The organism is Syntrophales bacterium, assembly GCA_023228425.1.
GTDB lineage: Bacteria > Desulfobacterota > Syntrophia > Syntrophales > UBA2210 > MLS-D.
In genome coordinates, this window is record JALOBE010000012.1 from 22,945 (window position 1) to 40,580 (window position 17,636).

18 protein-coding genes and 1 pseudogene are annotated in these 17,636 nt (G+C 54.8%); 3 read left to right on the forward strand and 16 right to left on the reverse strand.

The window, feature by feature from the left end; all coding sequences use genetic code 11:
- Positions 1-35: 35 nt before the first annotated feature.
- Together era and der are read left to right on the forward strand one after the other, a co-directional pair.
- Positions 36-899, forward strand: a complete 864-nt coding sequence (gene era, locus M0Q23_06070) for a GTPase Era (GenBank protein ID MCK9528202.1) — start codon at positions 36-38, stop codon at positions 897-899.
- A 19-nt stretch (positions 900-918) separates the two neighbouring features.
- Positions 919-2,232, forward strand: a pseudogene (gene der / locus M0Q23_06075) (ribosome biogenesis GTPase Der).
- 81 nt (positions 2,233-2,313) lie between these two features.
- On the opposite strand, the gene M0Q23_06080 reads toward der, so the two are convergent.
- From M0Q23_06080 to rpsB, 15 genes are all read right to left on the reverse strand, one after another.
- The gene (locus M0Q23_06080; protein ID MCK9528203.1) at positions 2,314-3,513 is read right to left on the reverse strand and encodes a pyridoxal phosphate-dependent aminotransferase; all 1,200 of its coding nucleotides are present in this window, start codon (positions 3,511-3,513) and stop codon (positions 2,314-2,316) included.
- On the reverse strand, positions 3,513-4,031 hold the full coding sequence (coaD, locus tag M0Q23_06085) for a pantetheine-phosphate adenylyltransferase (GenBank protein ID MCK9528204.1): 519 nt from the start codon (positions 4,029-4,031) through the stop codon (positions 3,513-3,515). The genes M0Q23_06080 and coaD overlap by 1 nt, the downstream gene beginning before the upstream one ends.
- Positions 4,024-4,548, reverse strand: a complete 525-nt coding sequence (rsmD, locus tag M0Q23_06090; protein MCK9528205.1) for a 16S rRNA (guanine(966)-N(2))-methyltransferase RsmD — start codon at positions 4,546-4,548, stop codon at positions 4,024-4,026. The genes coaD and rsmD overlap by 8 nt, the downstream gene beginning before the upstream one ends.
- Positions 4,549-4,586: 38 nt before the next feature.
- Positions 4,587-5,615 carry an aspartate-semialdehyde dehydrogenase gene (locus tag M0Q23_06095; GenBank protein MCK9528206.1) on the reverse strand — a complete coding sequence of 343 codons (1,029 nt, stop codon included), beginning with the start codon at positions 5,613-5,615 and terminating at the stop codon, positions 4,587-4,589.
- Positions 5,616-5,711: 96 nt separating this feature from the next.
- Entirely contained in the window at positions 5,712-6,485 is a 774-nt protein-coding gene (pssA, locus tag M0Q23_06100; GenBank protein MCK9528207.1) for a CDP-diacylglycerol--serine O-phosphatidyltransferase, read from the reverse strand.
- Positions 6,482-7,132, reverse strand: coding sequence for a phosphatidylserine decarboxylase family protein (locus M0Q23_06105; GenBank protein ID MCK9528208.1), 651 nt, complete (start codon positions 7,130-7,132; stop codon positions 6,482-6,484). The genes pssA and M0Q23_06105 overlap by 4 nt, the downstream gene beginning before the upstream one ends.
- 24 nt (positions 7,133-7,156) lie before the next feature.
- Complete coding sequence (tsaB, locus tag M0Q23_06110; GenBank protein ID MCK9528209.1) at positions 7,157-7,840, reverse strand: tRNA (adenosine(37)-N6)-threonylcarbamoyltransferase complex dimerization subunit type 1 TsaB; 684 nt, start codon at positions 7,838-7,840, stop codon at positions 7,157-7,159.
- 2 nt (positions 7,841-7,842) lie between these two features.
- Positions 7,843-8,907 carry an RIP metalloprotease RseP gene (gene rseP / locus M0Q23_06115; protein ID MCK9528210.1) on the reverse strand — a complete coding sequence of 355 codons (1,065 nt, stop codon included), beginning with the start codon at positions 8,905-8,907 and terminating at the stop codon, positions 7,843-7,845.
- A 60-nt stretch (positions 8,908-8,967) separates the two neighbouring features.
- On the reverse strand, positions 8,968-10,125 hold the full coding sequence (locus M0Q23_06120; protein ID MCK9528211.1) for a 1-deoxy-D-xylulose-5-phosphate reductoisomerase: 1,158 nt from the start codon (positions 10,123-10,125) through the stop codon (positions 8,968-8,970).
- Positions 10,122-10,934, reverse strand: a complete 813-nt coding sequence (locus tag M0Q23_06125; GenBank protein MCK9528212.1) for a phosphatidate cytidylyltransferase — start codon at positions 10,932-10,934, stop codon at positions 10,122-10,124. The genes M0Q23_06120 and M0Q23_06125 overlap by 4 nt, the downstream gene beginning before the upstream one ends.
- A gap of 7 nt (positions 10,935-10,941) precedes the next feature.
- A complete protein-coding gene (locus M0Q23_06130; protein ID MCK9528213.1) occupies positions 10,942-11,679 on the reverse strand; it encodes an isoprenyl transferase in 738 nt (245 codons plus the stop codon).
- 146 nt (positions 11,680-11,825) lie between these two features.
- Positions 11,826-12,383 carry a ribosome recycling factor gene (frr, locus tag M0Q23_06135; protein MCK9528214.1) on the reverse strand — a complete coding sequence of 186 codons (558 nt, stop codon included), beginning with the start codon at positions 12,381-12,383 and terminating at the stop codon, positions 11,826-11,828.
- Complete coding sequence (gene pyrH / locus M0Q23_06140) at positions 12,380-13,105, reverse strand: UMP kinase (GenBank protein MCK9528215.1); 726 nt, start codon at positions 13,103-13,105, stop codon at positions 12,380-12,382. Before pyrH ends, frr begins: the two co-directional genes overlap by 4 nt.
- Before the next feature lie 77 nt (positions 13,106-13,182).
- Positions 13,183-13,785, reverse strand: a complete 603-nt coding sequence (tsf, locus tag M0Q23_06145) for a translation elongation factor Ts (GenBank protein ID MCK9528216.1) — start codon at positions 13,783-13,785, stop codon at positions 13,183-13,185.
- A complete protein-coding gene (gene rpsB, locus M0Q23_06150) occupies positions 13,782-14,621 on the reverse strand; it encodes a 30S ribosomal protein S2 (GenBank protein MCK9528217.1) in 840 nt (279 codons plus the stop codon). Before rpsB ends, tsf begins: the two co-directional genes overlap by 4 nt.
- Positions 14,622-14,971: 350 nt before the next feature.
- Between rpsB and ald the strand changes: the two genes are divergently transcribed.
- Positions 14,972-16,087 carry an alanine dehydrogenase gene (gene ald, locus M0Q23_06155; protein MCK9528218.1) on the forward strand — a complete coding sequence of 372 codons (1,116 nt, stop codon included), beginning with the start codon at positions 14,972-14,974 and terminating at the stop codon, positions 16,085-16,087.
- A 157-nt stretch (positions 16,088-16,244) separates the two neighbouring features.
- Here the strand turns inward: ald and M0Q23_06160 are convergent, their stop codons facing one another.
- Entirely contained in the window at positions 16,245-17,585 is a 1,341-nt protein-coding gene (locus M0Q23_06160; GenBank protein MCK9528219.1) for a sigma-54 dependent transcriptional regulator, read from the reverse strand.
- Positions 17,586-17,636 lie beyond the last annotated feature (51 nt).

The window sequence follows — 17,636 nt, forward strand, 5'->3', positions numbered from 1 at the left end:
GGTACAGGAGGCTGTCCTTGTTTAAATCAGGATTTGTGGCTATCGCGGGACGTCCGAACGTGGGAAAGTCAACGTTGCTCAACACGATAATCGGAGAGAGAATCGCCATTACCTCCCGCAAACCCCAGACAACGAGAAACCGGATCACGGGAATAAAAAACGCCCCCGAGGGTCAGTGCGTCTTCATAGACACGCCGGGCATACACCGGGCAAAAACGCCCTTGGGGCGATCCCTGGTATCCACGGCGTTAAAGGTTCTTACAGGGGTTGACATCATTCTCTTTATGGTCGAGACGGCACGGAGGACCTCCCCGGACGACAGCCTTGTCCTCGAGGCTCTTTCGGATACTTCGACACCGGTCTTTCTGATCATAAACAAGATAGACCGGATTGCCGGGGAAGACCTCCTTCCCTTAATCGACCGTATGAAAAATCTCCATCCCTTTGAAACCATCATACCCCTTTCGGCAGTGACGGGATGCAACGTGGACACTCTGCTTTTGGAGCTCTGGAAGCATCTTCCCGAGGGGCCGCCCTTTTTCCCTGAAGATATGATGACTGATCTGTCCGAGCGGTTTTTCGCCTCGGAGATGATCAGGGAACAGATCACGCTGAACACCCACCAGGAGCTGCCCTATACCACGGCGGTGGTGATCGACACCTTCAAGGACGATGAAGAAAAGAATCTGATACGCATCCAGGCTACCGTTCTGGTGGCGAAACAGTCCCAGAAGGGCATTCTCATCGGGAAAAAAGGCGGTATGCTCAAAAAGATAGGAACGGGAGCACGCCTGGCCATGGAACGGTTCTTCGGGTCCAGGGTGTTCCTGGAACTTTTCGTCAAGGTCAAGAAAGACTGGCATGAAAGCTCCTCCATGCTGCGGGAGCTGGGATACTGATATGACAACACCTGTCGTCGCAATTATCGGAAGACCCAACGTGGGCAAGTCCACGCTCTTCAACCGCCTTTCAGAGACCAAAAGGGCTATTGTCATTGACCGGCCCGGTGCCACGAGAGACCGCAACTACGGTGATTCCTCCTGGAACGGAAAGCCCTTCCGTGTCGTCGATACAGGAGGCTTCGAGCCCCTGGCACGGAACGGGCTGTTGACCCGGATGAGAGAGCAGACGACCCGGGCCGTCGACGAAGCACAGGCGATTATATTTCTTATGGACGGCATGGACGGCATGACACCGTCGGACGAAGAGATAGCCGCCTTGCTCCGGAAGACCGAAAAACCTGTTTTTTTCGTGGTCAACAAAATTGATGGACCGAAGCACGAAGCGCGGTCGTTCGATTTCTACCGTCTCGGCGTGGAACCGATCTACTCCATATCGGCCCAGCATGGCCTCGGCGTGGGTGATCTCATGGATGACGTCGCAGCAGCCCTGCCCCGGTCCGAACGGATTGTGACTCCCGAATACCACCGGATCCGCATCGCCGTTACCGGGCGGCCGAACGTGGGCAAGTCATCCCTGGTCAACGCCCTTCTCGGCTATGAACGCGTCATCGTGAACGCCACACCGGGAACGACACGGGACACCATCGACACTGACTTTGACCTGGGAGACAGGAAATATACCCTCATAGACACGGCGGGTGTCAGGAAAAAGAGCAGGGTGAGCCGAAAGCTCGAAACCGCCATGGTACAGGAAGTGATAAAAACACTGAACCGTTGTGACCTGGCGCTGATTCTTGTCGATGCCGCAGAAGGCGTGACGGACCAGGACGTCAAGATTGCGGGACTGGCCTACGAGCGGGGGGTTGCCTCCATGGTCGTCATCAACAAGTGGGATCTGGTTGAGAAAGACAATTCCACACTGGGCACCTACATAACCATGATAAGGGACAACTTTAAGTATTTAAGTTTCGCCCCCATACTCACCCTGTCGGCCCTGACGGGTCAGCGGGTACCGAGGATATTCCCCATGATTGACACCGTGTACGAACAGTACACGAAGCGGGTCCCCACGGCCCTGCTGAACAGGGCATTGGCCGGGATCACGCGCCGGATGCCTCCGCCGAGGCATCGCGGAAAGGCAAACTCGATTGTCTATGCCGCCCAGACATCCATCAAGCCTCCGACCTTCGTGATTTTCACGCGGGAGCCGGCGGCCATACACTTTTCCTACGAACGATACCTGGCAAACCGCCTTCGTGAGGAGTTCGGTTTTGACAAGGTTCCCCTGAAGCTTCAGTTCCGCAGAAAATCCAGGGGGGCCGTCTCATAGCCCGGGATGCACCCGGGGCGCCCGGTCCGGGGTAGTTCGGGAGTACCGCGGGCACACCACACGACCGTGACGAGACAACCCTCAGTGAAGCAGACGGGCCAGCGCCTCCCTCATTCGGGCCATGCCACGCTCTATGTTCTCCATGGAAGTGGCATAGGACAGGCGGACGTGGTCGTCACTTCCGAACTCAACGCCCGGGACCACGGCAATTTCGGCAACTTCCAGAAGAAAAGCCGTCAGAGCCGCCGAACCGTCTATGTCGCGGCCCTCACAGGATGTGCCGTACAGCTTGGCGACATTTGGAAAGACATAAAAAGCCCCCTGAGGTTTCAGGCACGAGACGCCGGGCATGTCGTTGAGCGCCGCGGTGATGTAGTCCCTTCTTGCGGCAAACTCGCCGACCATCCGCTCCGTCGGGCCCTGGTCTCCCCGCAGAGCCGCCACGGCGGCCTTCTGGGAGATCGAGGCGGGGTTCGATGTATTCTGGCTCTGAACGTTTGTGGCTGCGGCGATGACTGCCTCGGGGCCCGCGGCGTACCCGATTCTCCACCCGGTCATGGCATGGGACTTGGACACCCCGTTCACCACGATGGTCTGCTCTTTCAGACCTTCGTCCAGGCTTGCGATATTCGTGAATGAGAGCCCGTCGTATATAATTTTTTCGTAAATATCGTCGCTTATGACAACGATGGAGGGGTGTTTCTTCACGATCGCGACGATTGCCCGAAGTTCTTCAGCGGTGTAAGCGGAACCCGTCGGGTTGGATGGGCTGTTCAGGATAAGCCCCCTGGTCTTGGGGCTGACGGCTCGTTCGAGGTCTTCCGGCGTCATCTTGAATTGATGTTTCTCGCTGGTCGGAAGAATACAGGGCGTCGCGCCGGCAAGGGCCACGATGTCGGGATAGGAAACCCAGTAGGGTGCGGGAATGATGACCTCGTCTCCCTGTTCGAACAGAACCTGGGCCAGGTTGTAGATAGCGTGCTTCGCGCCGCAGGACACGCAGATGTTCGACCGGGTATAGGACAGGCCGTTGTCCCTGAGGAGCTTCGCCGTGATGGCATCCTTGAGTTCATTGATACCCCCAACGGGAGTGTATTTGGTAAACCCCGCTTTCATGGCGGCGAGGGCCGCCTGCTTGATGTGGTCCGGCGTATCGAAGTCCGGCTCGCCGGCTCCGAAGCTGATAACGTCCCTGCCCTCGGCCCGCATGGCATTTGCCTTTGCCGAAATGGCCAGAGTCGGTGACGGCTTGATTCTGCTTGCCCGTTTCGCCAGTTTCATCAGGATGATCTCCTCTTTCTACCGTTTGCATCCTGCAGAAGAGGAAATTTTTCTTTGAGTCTGCGCAGCACCTCTTCAGGTACCATGCCCCTCACGGAACCACCGAGCGCGGCAGCTTCCTTTATAATCCTGGAGTTACAGTAGAACCACTTCGATCCCGTCATCAGAAACACCGTCTCGACCTGGCGGTCCAGTCTGCGGTTCATGAGAGCGAGCTGAAATTCGTACTCGAAATCGGACAGGGCCCGCAACCCCCGCAGAATGACACTCGCCTTGACATTGATGAGGTAGTCCACCAGAAGCCCCTCATAGCTGTCCACTTCGAGACGCTGGTTATCACCCACGAGATTGCGGATCATCTCCATACGCTCTTCCACAGAAAAGAGAGACGTTTTTGAGGGGTTGCTGCCGATTGCGATGATTATCTTGTCAAAAATCCGCAAGCCTCTGTTGATGATGTCGATGTGCCCATTGGTTACGGGATCGAAAGAACCGGGATATACCGCTATTTTACTCATGGTGATCTCCTCCGGCACGAAATTTTAAAAAAGAAAGAACCGTGTCACCGTAGCGCCGTTCATCTTCAAGCACAAGCGCTCCGCTGTCCGCGCAACGCTCTCTCATGGAGTGCTCAACGACGACTGTGCCTCCGGGAGCGAAAATATTTGTTTCACCCAGAACGTCCAGAGTTCGCATGACCAGGTCTTTTTCATAGGGCGGGTCGGCGAATACCGTATTGAATCGTTCGCGTCGTTTCTCGAGGAGGGCTATTCCCCTGTCAAAGGATACTCCCATGATGGAGAATCCCTTGACGAAACCGCACCGTTCCAGGTTTTTTCGAATCACAGCCAGATGACGGGCATTGCTCTCGATAAAGGTAACCTGTGCCGCGCCCCTGCTCAGAGCTTCGATTCCCACGTTGCCGCTTCCGGCAAAAAGGTCCAGAAATGCCGTATTTTTTACCGGGTCAAGGATATTGAAGAGGGCTTCCTTGACCCGGTCGGTAGTGGTTCGCAGGGTTCCTCCCCGTGGCACGAGAATGCTCTTGCCCCTTGCCGTTCCTCCGCAGATTTTCATTGTTCAGGCAAGATATGGTCCCGCAGGAGTATCTCCGCTATCTGGACGGCGTTTAATGCCGCTCCCTTGCGTATATTGTCGGAAACCACCCACATATTGATACCCCGTTTGATGGACTCGTCTTCCCGAATGCGGCCCACGAAGGTTTCGTTCCTTCCCGTTGCGTCAACAGCCATGGGGTATTCCAGGTTGGAGGGATTGTCGACAACCTTCACGCCCGGCGCGGTGGAGAGAAGCTCCCGGACTTCATCGGCGCTTATTTTTTTGTTGGTTTCAATGTTTATGGACTCGGAATGGCCGTAGAATACGGGAACCCTGACGGTGGTCGCCGTTATCGCCATAGAAGGATCATGCAGTATTTTTCTGGTTTCGTTGACCATCTTCAGTTCCTCCCGCGTGTATCCGTTGTCCATGAACAGGTCAATGTGGGGCAGGCAGTTGAAGGCGATTACGTGGGGGTAAACGGTCTTTTCCGGTGTTCTTCCCTCAAGAATGGCCCGTGACTGCTCCTCCAGTTCGACGATGGCCTCCTTGCCCGTGCCGGACACGGCCTGATAGGTGGAAACAACGATCCTCTTTATACCAACGGCATCATGAATGGGCTTGAGGGCCACCACCATCTGGATGGTCGAGCAGTTGGGGTTGGCGATGATGTTGCGGTTTCTGTACAGGGAGATGTCTTCACTGTTTACCTCGGGAACAACCAGCGGTATCTCGGGAACCGTTCGGAAGGCGCTTGTGTTGTCGATGACAACACAGCCCGCACGAGCCGCCGCCGGCGCGTAGCGCTCACTGATGGCGCCGCCCGGCGAAAACAGACCGATATGAATACCCTCGAAGGAATCTTCGGAAAGAACCTCCACGGGAATAGTGGATCCTCGAAAGGTCAGCTCTTTTCCCCTGGAACGTTCGGAAGCCAGAAGTCTGATCTCTCCGACCGGGAAATCCCTCTCTTCCAGTATTTTGAGCACTTCATTTCCTACTGCGCCCGTAGCGCCCACGACAGCAACGTTACAGTGTTTCATTCTTTCCATCCTTCATCAGAGAGTGGGTATGACGTTTCAGCGTATTATGAGGTCGTCGGGTATCATGAAGCGATCGACCGTGCGGATTCCGATCTCTCAGCCGCCGAATTCATTTCTTTCTTCAGACAGTTCTTTCTTCTTTTTGCTGATCACCCGGTACGCCAGCCTCGAAGGACCTGAAAGCGCATAGGATAAGGCAATCGCGAAAAACATGATCTGTGGCTGCATGACAATGACAACAAACATCAGTACGATAAGCACGAAGGTCACAAAAGGTTTGCGGGCAAAAAAATTGAGATCCTTGAAGCTGTAGTACTTGACGCTGCTCACCATCAGGAGTGCCAGGGCCACCGTTCCCACGGGAATGGCGAGATTGTGAAACGTGCCCGTTCCTCCCATGAAATCCCAGAAAAGAACGGCCGTTACTATTACCAGGGCCGCCGCCGGAATGGGGAGACCGTTGAACACCTTACTGTCAACAATGGACAACTGAACATTGAACCTGGCAAGGCGCATGGCACCGCAGACCACGAAAAGGAAAGCAATAATCCACCCGGCGCGTCCGTAGGGGGCCAGGGCCCAGAGGTAGGCGATCACTGCCGGAGCAACCCCGAAGGATACCAAATCCGAGAGTGAGTCGTATTCGACACCGAAGCGGCTTGTAGTATGGGTGAAGCGGGCTATCTTTCCATCCAGCCCATCCATCGCGCAGGCAACGATTACCAGGAGAGCGGCCTTTGGAAAATTACCACCGATGGAAATGATAATCGCGTAAAAGCCGAAAAAAAGGCTCGCCGTCGTAAAAAGGTTCGGCAGAATATAAATGCCTTTCTTCATTCCATCCCGTTCCCGTACATTCTCGTTTTTCATGACAGGTATCCTATGGTTGTTTCTCCCGCGGTAACCTTGTCGCCGACAGATACGGCGGTCTTCGTACCTTCGGGCATGAAAACCTCCAGGCGTGAACCGAAACGGATAAGGCCGAATCGCTCTCCCCTGTCCAGGCGTTCCCCTTCCTTAACCCAACACACGATTCTCCGGGCGATAAGTCCGGCGATCTGCACTACGAGTATCTCTCGTCCGTCATCCATAGAAATGAGCAACGCGTTTCGTTCATTCTCCGAAGAAGCTTTGTCAAGGTTTGCCGACAGAAACTTTCCCGGATAATAGGTTATTTTTTTCACCTCTCCCCGGCAGGGAGAGCGGTTCACGTGGACGTTGAAGATATTCATAAATATACTGACTTTTGTGAAGGAGCCCTCCAGGCCTCCCTTCGCCGGCGCTACCCCTTCTTCTATTTTCAGTATTCGACCGTCGGCGGGTGAAAGCAGGCTTGTCGATCCTTCAGGCGCCTTTCTCTCGGGGTTTCTGAAGAACCATACAACGAAAAGCGCGGCTGCCGAGGAGATGACACAGGCGACCCACAGCGACAGAAATCCCGTAACGAAAGCTATAATCGCCAGGGGAGTAAAGAATCCGAAGGCTTCGGGAAGGATATAGCGTGATCGGCTTTTCATGGAGCCACAGGTTCCTTTGGGTAGTCACATTCCCGCGTAGGAACGCCGCAGGTAGCGAGGTAATACGTTCAACGAAACCACGTTATCATCAGTGTGCATATTTTTCAACGCAATACGACCCACCGCCCGTGCGTTTATGCGATTCCCCGACGGTTCAGCGAAATATGCGCGGCCTCCGAGACGGGCACGTATCCCCCCGGCATGGACAAGGGTTCCATTACCGATAAAAAGCACGGGATCATGAGCGGCTTCCAAGGTATCTAAAAAAAGGTCTGCCCTGATGACTTTCTCCTGCTCCACGACCAGAGGCATATCACCTGGGACGGGCCTGTACAGGGCCGTGTACACTTCGTCCCGCCCGGCGTCCAACATGGGACAGACAGTCATCGCGGCTGCGGAACCGTTCATGGAGAGGGCGGCCAATGACGATACACCCACAAGGGGCGTGCCGAGAGCCCGGGCGAGTCCCCGCGCCGTACTCACGCCGACCCTCAGGCCGGTAAAGGAGCCGGGGCCCGTGGTGCAGGCAAGGAGACCGACATCCCCGATGGACCGTCCACTCCGGCAGAGAATGTCGTTTATGGCCGGCAGCAGCGTCACTCCATGCTGACGCCCTGCGTCAAGGAAGGATTCAGCCAGCAGCCGGTCATCATCCAGGAGAGCCACGCTCAAGGACGATGATGAGGTGTCAAAGGCAAGGATGACCATGCCTAGTTACCCCAGATTCTGACGATGTCATTGTAGGTCACCCAGAATATCAGGAGGATCAACACAAAAAACCCCGCCGTCTGGGCTTTTTCACGGATCTTCAGGCTTACCTCGCGCTTCGTCACCAGCTCCACGGCGAAAAACATGAGGTGCCCCCCATCGAGGACAGGGATGGGCAGAAGATTCAGTACCCCGAGATTGACGCTGAGCACGGCCATGAAGAAGATAAAGGGAATGAGCCCCTGCCGTGCCATGTCACCGGACATTTTCGCTATCAATATGGGACCCCCCAGTTCCTTGGGAGACACGACCCTCTGAACGATCTTGGCAATGCCCGTGTAGGTGAGCTTTGTCCACAGCCAGGTCTGACCGACGCCGGCGATGACACTTCCTGCGGGCCCCTTACGGTCCGTCATCAGTTCTGATGACATGGTTACCCCGATGACATAGGTCGTGGCAGGCTCTCCGAATAGCGTCTCCGTTTCCATCGATCGCGGTGTAACGGTCTTCTCAATACGTTTTTCGTCACGTTCAATGAGCAGTTTCAGGGGCTTCCCACCGCTCGACCGTATAACGTCCGCCATTTCTTCCCAGTGGGCGATGGCGTGCCCGTCTATCTCACGGATGAGGTCCCCCTCTCGCAGGCCTGCCGCCTGCGCAGGGCTTTCTTCCTGGACAGCACCGATACGGGAGGTGGGAACAGATACTCCAAGACCAAAAATGATCGAAAAAGCCACAATGGCGAAAAGAAAGTTGCAGAGAGGCCCGGCCGCCACAATGGCGATTTTCTTGTACACCGACTGATTCTGAAAGGATCGTTCCCGGTCTTCCTCCGATAGTCCGGCATCATCGGCCTCACCCAGGAGTCTGACGTACCCTCCCAGTGGTATGGCGGAAAGGGCATATTCCGTTTCGCCGTATTTCCTGCTCACCAGTTTGGGACCGAAGCCGAGGGAAAACCTGAGAACCCCGACACCTGACCACTTTGCGACGAGGAAATGTCCCAATTCATGGACGAAGATGAGAATTCCCAAGACTATGATGACTGATATTACTGAGGTGCCCATCAATGTGCCCTTTGTTTTTTTTCAATGTGGTACTTCCCGCATACTATGAAGCAACCTGTTTTACAAGGCGTCTATTGCCTCTTTCGCCCGGATTCGAGCCCAGCCGTCGGCGGCGAGAACCCGGGCCACCGTATCCGCCCGTTCCGTCTCGTGGTCCGCCAGGGTTGCCTCGACAATACGCGGTATGTCGGTAAAGCGGACGCGCCCGGCCACAAAGGCTTCCACGGCGATTTCATTCGCGGCGTTGAGAACCGCCGGAGCCGTCCCGCCTCTTCGGGCCGCATCCAGCGAAAGAGCCAGGCACCGGAATTTTTCCATGTCCGGGACCATGAACGTGAGCGGTCCCGCGGCGCACAGTTCCAGATCCGGGAGGGAGAGTTCGATTCTTTCAGGCCAGGAAAGGGCGTAAGCGATGGGTGTCTTCATATCGGGGATGCCCAGCTGCGCGATGAGGGACCCATCCTTGAGAGTGATCATGGAGTGTATGATGCTTTGAGGATGGATGACCACGTCGATCATCCCGACGTCCACCGCGAACAGGCCCATGGCCTCGATTATCTCGAGACCCTTGTTCATCATCGTCGCGGAATCGATGGTTATCTTGTAGCCCATATCCCAATTGGGATGCTTCAGCGCCTCCTCCGGCGTCACCGAGGCAAGATCGTCGGCGCTCCGGTTCAGGAAAGGTCCTCCCGATGCCGTGAGAACAAGCTTTGTAATCTGATCTCTCGGCCTTCCTTCCATACATTGAAAAAGCGCGCTGTGTTCGCTGTCCACGGGTAAAATGCGGACACCGGTCCTCTCCGCCCGGGCCAGAACCAGGTCTCCCGCCATGACCATGGTTTCCTTGTTCGCCAGGGCGATATCCTTACCCGCGTCGATGGCGGCAAGTGTCGGCACGAGCCCCGCCGCTCCCGACATGGCCGACAGTACCATGTCTGACTCAGGCAGCGACGCCAGCTCGTCGTATCCATCCGGTCCGAACAGAACCGCCGTGTTTGCTCTCCTTCCGAGACTTGTCCTGAGCTCCGCGGCAGCCTCTTCATCAATAACGGCAGCCACTTTCGGTTGGAACCGTTCAATCTGTTTTTTTAGAAGCCGTATGTTTCTGTACGCCGCCAGCCCGGTAACGCCGAACCGTGACGGCTCCTGTGCGACGACATCGAGGGCGCTTCTTCCGATAGATCCTGTTGAACCGAGTATCGATATGTATTTCATAGGCTTATAATATATTCTTTATAGTAATACAGGAAAGGTGCCATAAACAGAAACGAGTCCAGCCGGTCGAGAATGCCTCCATGTCCGGGAAAAAGAAACCCGGAATCCTTGATATTTGATGCCCGTTTCAGGGCCGACTCGGACAGGTCGCCCAACTGTCCGAGAATACTCCCCATGAAACCCATGACAACGGCATGGCCGAGCCACAGGTCCGGCAGAAAGAGAACCGAATAGATCGTGCAGGCGGCAACGCATCCGGCAGTACCGCCAAGGGAGCCTTCGACAGTCTTTCCGGCGCTCACCGAAGGTAGCAGTTTCCTGCGTCCCCAGGTTCGTCCCGCGTAAAAAGCCGGCACATCCGTAGAAAAGGCCATGACGATGAGAAAAAAGACCCAGGTCCGTCCGTCGCCGCCGCATCGTATAAGTATGAAAAAGGACATCATGACGGCTATGTACAGGATGCCGAAGATGCCTCCCATGACCCGCTTCAGGTGCGTCCCCGGCTCTTCCTCGTCCCTGAGGAGGGAGAGACTGAAAAGACCCAGCAGTGAAAGAGCCACCGTGGCCAGTACCAGTGACGTCCCGCCCGACCAGGCAGCCGCCGCGACCAGGAGAGCGATGATAATGGTGACGCTCTTTTCAGCGGGCCGGCCGGCTCCGAAGACCATGAAGTTGTATTCCATCATGGCCGCCGCGATGATGGCGGCGATGAAGAGGGCGAAAAGGACTTCCGAACCGAAGATGATGAGAAGCAGAAGTACGGGAACGGCCAGAAGTGCCGTGAGCCAGCGTTTCAGGTGAGTACTCATGGCGGTGTCATGTCCTTGTCAGCTGGTCACTGGTGAGACCGAAACGCCGTTCCCGTCGCTGGTAGTCCCGAAGGGCCTCGACAAATGACTCGCGTGAAAAATCAGGCCAGAGAACATCCGTAAAATAGAGTTCCGTAAAGGCCAGTTGCCACAGGAGGAAATTGCTGATCCTGTACTCACCGCTTGTCCTGATCAGAAGATCGGGATCGGGCATGGAGGAGGTGTACATGTATTTCGCCACCGTTTCCCTGGAAATGTCCTCGGGCCGAAGTCGTCCCGAGGCACATTCCGCCACGATTCTGCCGACCATCTCCACGATCTCGTCCCGCCCGCCGTAGCTGAGAGCGAGCGTTAGTACCATACCCTTGTTGCGGGAGGTTTTCTGAACGCTTTCCTGAAGCAGGCCTTGCACCTCTTTGGGGAGAGCCGCCCTGTTGCCGATTACCTCCAGTCTGACGCCCCGTTCAATCAATTCGTCTATTTCAGATTTCAGGTAGGTCTCCAGGAGCCGCATCAGAGCGTTGATTTCCTCTTCCGGCCGCAGCCAGTTCTCAACAGAAAAGGCAAAAAGAGTAAGGTATTGAATGCCGAGTTCCCCGGCCGTCCTTACGACATGCCGAACGGCGTCGGCACCTTTCTTATGTCCCGTGAGCCGGTTCAGGGCATTTTTTTTTGCCCACCTGCCGTTACCGTCCATGATGACCGCGACATGCCGGGGCAGGCGCTTGGTGTCTATTCCCTGCATAAAGTACCTATATCCTGAATATAATTAACGTATCATGCCTATCACAGCCCGTCGGAAATTACAATAGGTCCGGCAGGATCACGGCAGTTAAAAAAAAGAGGGAACCACCGTTCCCTCTGTCCGCCGAAGCTGTCTTCGAACCCCCGTTATATCTCCATGATCTCCGCTTCCTTGACGCTCAGTATTTCATCCACTTTCTTGATGTAATCGTCGGTTATCTTCTGAACGTCTTCCTGCCTGACATGAAAGTCATCTTCCGATATCTCGTTGTCGTTTTTCAGTTTCTTCAGTCCGTTATTCGCATCGCGCCGGGAATTACGAACCTGGATACGACATTCTTCAGCCATTTTCCTGACGACCTTGACCAGTTCCTTCCGCCGTTCCTCCGTCAGGGGAGGTATGGTGATCCTGATGACTTTACCGTCGTTTGACGGCATGAGGCCCAGTTCGGACTTCTGGATCGCCTTTTCCACCGATCCGAGGGCGGACTTGTCCCAGGGCGAAATAAGAACGGACTGGCTGTCCGGGATGGAAAGTGTCGCCATCTGGCTGAGCGGCGTCGAAGTCCCGTAATAATCAACCCTGATTCCGTCAACCAATGACAGTGACGCCCTGCCCGTTCTCACCCGACTCAGCGATTTCTCGAAAAAGACGATGTTATTATCCATGTTTTCATGAAGATCCTGAAAAATGTCTTCCGTCATGATTTCCCCCCCACTCGTGTTCCGATGGACTTCCCGCAGACAACATCCCGCAGGGCTCCCCTTTTTTCAAGATTAAAAACAATAATGGGGAGATTATTTTCACGGCACAGTGATATGGCCGTACCATCCATTATCCTCAGGTCCCGGGCCAGGGCTTCGGTGTGGGTGATCGAGGTGAACATCCGGGCATCACTATGCCGCAGGGGATCCCTGTCAAAGACCCCATCGACTTTCGTTGCTTTGAGAAGAACCTCCGCTTTTATTTCCAGGGCCCGAAGGGCCGCCGCCGTATCGGTGGTAAAGTAAGGATTCCCCGTCCCTCCGGCGAAGATGACCACCCTGCCCTGTTCGAGATGTTTGAGGGCCCGTTCCCGTACAAAGGGCTCCGCCACTTTTATCATCTCTATGGACGATTGAAGTCGTGCGGCGATTCCCTTGTTTTCAAAGGTGTTGTGAAGGGCGATGCTGTTCATGACCGTGGCGAGCATGCCCATGTAGTCGGCGGCGGCCCGGTCGATCCCGCGGGATGTGATATCCACGCCGCGGTAGATATTGCCGCCTCCTATGACAATCCCGATTTCAATGCCCAGTTCCTTCAGTGTCGCAACCTCGTCGGCTACATACTCCACGACGTCGGGATCGATTCCGAAGGATGCCCCTCCGAGGAGTGCCTCTCCGCTCAATTTGATAAGAATTCTCTTGTATAGTGCTGTGGTTGTCATTTCACCAGCTTTGATGAACCCGTAAAAAGTGGGAAAACGTCTGCTAGAGGACGGCTTTCGGTACCTGAAACCTGTGACTACTCCTTCTCTTCACCGAGTTGAAATCTTTCGAAACGTCTGACTACAATATTTTCTCCCGAACTGGCTATGATCCCGTTGACTAGATCACGGACCGATTTATCCGTATCTTTGATGAATCTCTGGTCCATGAGACATATCTCTTCGTAATATTTCTTGAGTTTCCCGTCGATAATCCGGTCGAATATTTTTTCAGGTTTTCCTTCAGCGATGGCCTGGCTCCGGTAGATTTCCCGCTCCCGTTCCAGTTCCTGCTCCGGTATCTCCTCAGGACTGACATATTTCGGATTCGTAGCCGCGATCTGCATGGCCAGATCCTTCGCCATGGCTTTAAAATTATCGGTCTTCGCCACGAAATCAGTCTCACAATTCACTTCCACAAGAACGCCGATACGCCCCTCCATGTGAATATAGGAGGCAACGGCCCCTTCTTTCGCCGCTCGCGAAGATCGCTTCGTTGCCGCGGATAATCCCTTTTTTCTTAAGTATTCTATTGCTTTATCAAAATCACCGGCTGCCGCGGTCAGCGCTTCCTTGCAGTCCATCATGCCGGCGTTCGTTTTATCCCTGAGTTCTTTGACTTTCGCTGCCGATATACTCAATGTTCCCTTGCCTCCTCCGCGGTGTGATCATCGATCCCCGATTCGGCCTCGAAGCCGGCCTCCTCGTCAAATCCTTTTGTCTCAACACTTTCCGGCACGTCCGATTCTCCCGGTGAGTCCTCCTTGTCGCTTTCCGCCTGAATCCGTTCCTCGCGGCGACGCTTCCCCTCTTCGACGGCGTCGGCCATCTTGAGGGAAAAGAGCTTTATTGCCCGAATAGCGTCATCGTTGCCGGGAATTATATAGTCGATATCATCAGGGTCGCAATTGGTGTCGGCAATGGCGATTATGGGAATTCCCAGTCGTCGTCCTTCCCTGATGGCAATTATTTCACGTTTGGGATCAATGACGAACAGGGCTCCTGGAAGCCGTCCCATGGAACGGATGCCTCCGAGTACCTTCTGGAGCTTGTCGCGCTCTTTCTGAAGCTTCATGATTTCCTTTTTCGGGAAAGCGTTGACGGTCTCATTTTCAAACATTTCATCGAGTTTGTTCAATCGATCAATACTTTTTTTGATGGTTGTGAAGTTTGTCAGCATACCGCCGAGCCATCGCTGATTCACATAGGGCATTCCGCAGCGCTCGGCCTCGGTCTTGATTGATTCCTGGGCCTGACGCTTTGTGCCCACGAAGAGAAGATTTTTGTCTGAAGCGACGGTTTCGACGACGAAGTCATAGGCAATATCGAAGAGTTGCACCGTCTGTTGAAGATCAACGATGTAGATTCCGTTCCGGGCTCCGAAAATGTAGGGTTTCATCTTCGGATTCCACCGGTTTGTCTGATGCCCGAAGTGAACACCGGACTCAAGAAGCATTTTCATTGAAACATAGGCCATACTGGTTCTCCTTTCGTTTTGTACCCTCCACTTCCGTCACCCCGTCCCGGAACTTTTTGACAAAGCAACGCCGGGCCGGTCCGAAAGTGTGCGTATTTGGTTCTCAAGATCGATGGAACTACCACAGGGTACTGGATAAATCAATAGAAAACATCGGGGAGAAGTTTCAAAGCCCCTCCGTCGGGAATCATCTTCTTATCCTGCCGGTCTGGTCCGGCAACAGACAGGCCGGCGGGAACCGACGGCAATATCACTGTCCCGATGGTTGATTCGGTGTGGAGATTGGCGACTTTTTCAGTTATAGTGAGACCACGGCAGCCGGGTTAACAACGGAGAAAGAGAGGATTGCCATGATCGTCGGGGTACTCAGAGAAACAAAAGAAGGGGAACACAGGTTCGCCATGACTCCCGCGGGGGTGCGGGCACTTAAATCTGACGGCCACAGAATTCTTCTTGAGCGGGACGGGGGAGAAGGAAGCGGCATTTCCAACGATGAATTCACGCGGGAGGGTGCCGAGATAACCGATGCGGATTCCATATATACCGATGCGGAACTCATCGTCAAGGTCAAGGAGCCGCTGAAAGAGGAACGTTTTCGGTACCGCAGGGGACAGATGCTTTTTACCTTTCTCCACCTCGCCTCATCGGAAACCCTGACAGACGATGTTCTCGCCAGCGGCGTCACGGGAATCGCCTATGAAACCGTTGAAGAACCGGGCGGGCGCCTGCCGCTGCTGACACCCATGAGCGAGGTGGCGGGAAGAATGTCCATACAGATGGCCATGCGCTTTCTGGAAAAGGGAAGTGGCGGTCGGGGAGTTCTTCTCAGCGGAGTACCGGGGGTCGCGCCCGGGGAAGTAGTCATCATCGGCTGTGGGACCGTGGGGCTGAACGCCGCCAGAATCGCCAGCGAGTTGGGCGCTCATGTAACGGTTCTCGACACATCCTACGAACGTCTCAAGCACGTGGACCAGCTTCTCCACGGGAAGGTCATCACCCTTTATTCAAATCCCTACACGATTGAACAGGCGACGGGTTATGCCGACGTGCTGATCGCGGCTGTTCTCGTCACGGGAACACGGGCGCCGGTACTCGTGACGGAAGACATGGTATCCCGCATGAAGAAGGGGTCCGTTATAATCGACGTGTCTGTGGACCAGGGAGGAACCGTGGAAACGATCCGACCCACGACGCACGATAACCCGGTGTACCATCTTCACGGTGTCCTGCATTGCGGAGTGACGAATATTCCCGCTTCCGTGCCGAGTACATCCACATTCGCTCTTGGAAACGCCACTATATCTTACATACGGGCTATTGCGGAAAAAGGCCTGTACGGGGCCGCCATTGAGAACGAGGCCATCGCCAGAGGAATAAACTGCGTCGATGGAATAATAACCCACGAGGCCGTGGCAAAGACCTTCGGCCGCGAATGGCTTCCCTGGGACAGGGTGTTGCGGAATTGACACCATCGATGCCTCGCTGAAAGCCATTGCGGACCCTTCCTGACGAGTTCGCCAACGTTGTCGGCAAGATCCGGGGCGGTTTATCAAAGCATGATGTGTTGTGAGGCACTGATCTCCCATCCCGGCAGGGATAGGGCACACTGTATTTTCCGGGACATTACTCGAGCTTGTATTCTTTTATCTTTCGCCACAACGTCGTGTGACCGATGCCGAGTTTTTTGGCCATGTAACGCTGGTTATTTTTATGTTTTTCGAATATTTCCATAATGTAGCGTTTTTCGATTTCCTTGAGAGAAATGATCTCGTGATCATCATCGGAAGCAAAGCGATTTCGATACTGTTCATAGGCCAGTGGAAAATCTTCAGCACGGAGGGTTTCATCCCCGGACAGGGCGATGGCCCGCTCACAGACGTTTCGGAGTTCCCGGACGTTCCCGGGCCAGTCATAGGCCATCAGGACCTCCATGGCCTCCCGGGCGAGTGTTTTTTCCGGCCGGCCGAGTCGTTGTGAAATGTCCCGCAGAAAGTAGTCGACCAGTGGTTTTAAATCTTCCTTGCGTTCGCGCAGGGGAGGAATATACAGATCAACAACGGCAAGACGATAGAAGAGGTCGTTCCGGAATTTCCCCCCTGAGGCAAGGTCCCGGGCGTCCTTGTTGGTTGCCGAGATGAATCGCACGTCGATGGTTCGGCCGTGATGTTCACCCACCCTGCGAACCTCGCGGTCCTCGATGACCCTCAAAAGCTTTGATTGAAACTGCCGGCTGGATTCACCGATCTCGTCCATGAAAAGGGTCCCCCCCCCGGCCGCCTCGATGAGCCCGACCTTGTCCTTGAAGGCGCCGGTGAAGGATCCCTTTGCATGGCCGAAGAGTTCGCTTTCCAGGATTTCATCGGGAAGGGCAGCGCAGTTGATCGCTATGAAGGGCTTGTCCCGGCCGCCGGGCGCGTTGTTGTGAATGGCCCTGGCCACCAGCTCCTTGCCTACGCCGCTTTCTCCGAAAATAAAAACATTCGTGTCGATCTCGGACATTTTCAGGGCCATATCTATGACCTCCCGCATGGCGGAAGAAGTGCCGACTATTTTTTCGAAGGTGTATATTTCATCCGCTGTTTTCAGATAGCTGACCTTTCTGCGGCTCTCCATGGCGGCTTCCACCGACGCCAGGAGTTCCCTTTCGTCGACAGGCTTGATCATGTAGTCATAGACGCCCATTCTGATGGTCCTGATCACGGAATCAATGGAGCCGCAGGTGGTGGTGACAATAACCTCGGCCCGGGGTACCCGTTCTCTGGCCCACTGCAGAAAACTCTCACATCCATTGGTTGAAGGATGGCCCACATCGGCAATGATAACGTCGGCCTCGCTATTTTCCAGACACTGCATTGCCGAAGCTTCGGTAGCCACACCCACGGCGTCATAGCCTTCTTTTCTAAGAAGGGCCGTCAGGCTGAAGCGCGCGTCATCGTTGGCATCCATAACCAATACTTTATTCAAGAGGTCTTTCCGCCTTTCCACAGGACAATCCGGTGTGTCTCTTTATCATCA

Coding starts and splice junctions, on each gene's coding strand:
- M0Q23_06080 (MCK9528203.1), bottom strand. CDS start 3,513: ATGAAACTGGCGAAACGGGCAAGCAGAATCAAGCCGTCACCGACTCTG.
- coaD (MCK9528204.1), bottom strand. CDS start 4,031: ATGAGTAAAATAGCGGTATATCCCGGTTCTTTCGATCCCGTAACCAAT.
- M0Q23_06095 (MCK9528206.1), bottom strand. CDS start 5,615: ATGAAACACTGTAACGTTGCTGTCGTGGGCGCTACGGGCGCAGTAGGA.
- pssA (MCK9528207.1), bottom strand. CDS start 6,485: ATGAAAAACGAGAATGTACGGGAACGGGATGGAATGAAGAAAGGCATT.
- M0Q23_06105 (MCK9528208.1), bottom strand. CDS start 7,132: ATGAAAAGCCGATCACGCTATATCCTTCCCGAAGCCTTCGGATTCTTT.
- tsaB (MCK9528209.1), bottom strand. CDS start 7,840: ATGGTCATCCTTGCCTTTGACACCTCATCATCGTCCTTGAGCGTGGCT.
- rseP (MCK9528210.1), bottom strand. CDS start 8,907: ATGGGCACCTCAGTAATATCAGTCATCATAGTCTTGGGAATTCTCATC.
- M0Q23_06120 (MCK9528211.1), bottom strand. CDS start 10,125: ATGAAATACATATCGATACTCGGTTCAACAGGATCTATCGGAAGAAGC.
- M0Q23_06125 (MCK9528212.1), bottom strand. CDS start 10,934: ATGAGTACTCACCTGAAACGCTGGCTCACGGCACTTCTGGCCGTTCCC.
- M0Q23_06130 (MCK9528213.1), bottom strand. CDS start 11,679: ATGCAGGGAATAGACACCAAGCGCCTGCCCCGGCATGTCGCGGTCATC.
- frr (MCK9528214.1), bottom strand. CDS start 12,383: ATGACGGAAGACATTTTTCAGGATCTTCATGAAAACATGGATAATAAC.
- pyrH (MCK9528215.1), bottom strand. CDS start 13,105: ATGACAACCACAGCACTATACAAGAGAATTCTTATCAAATTGAGCGGA.
- rpsB (MCK9528217.1), bottom strand. CDS start 14,621: ATGGCCTATGTTTCAATGAAAATGCTTCTTGAGTCCGGTGTTCACTTC.
- ald (MCK9528218.1), top strand. CDS start 14,972: ATGATCGTCGGGGTACTCAGAGAAACAAAAGAAGGGGAACACAGGTTC.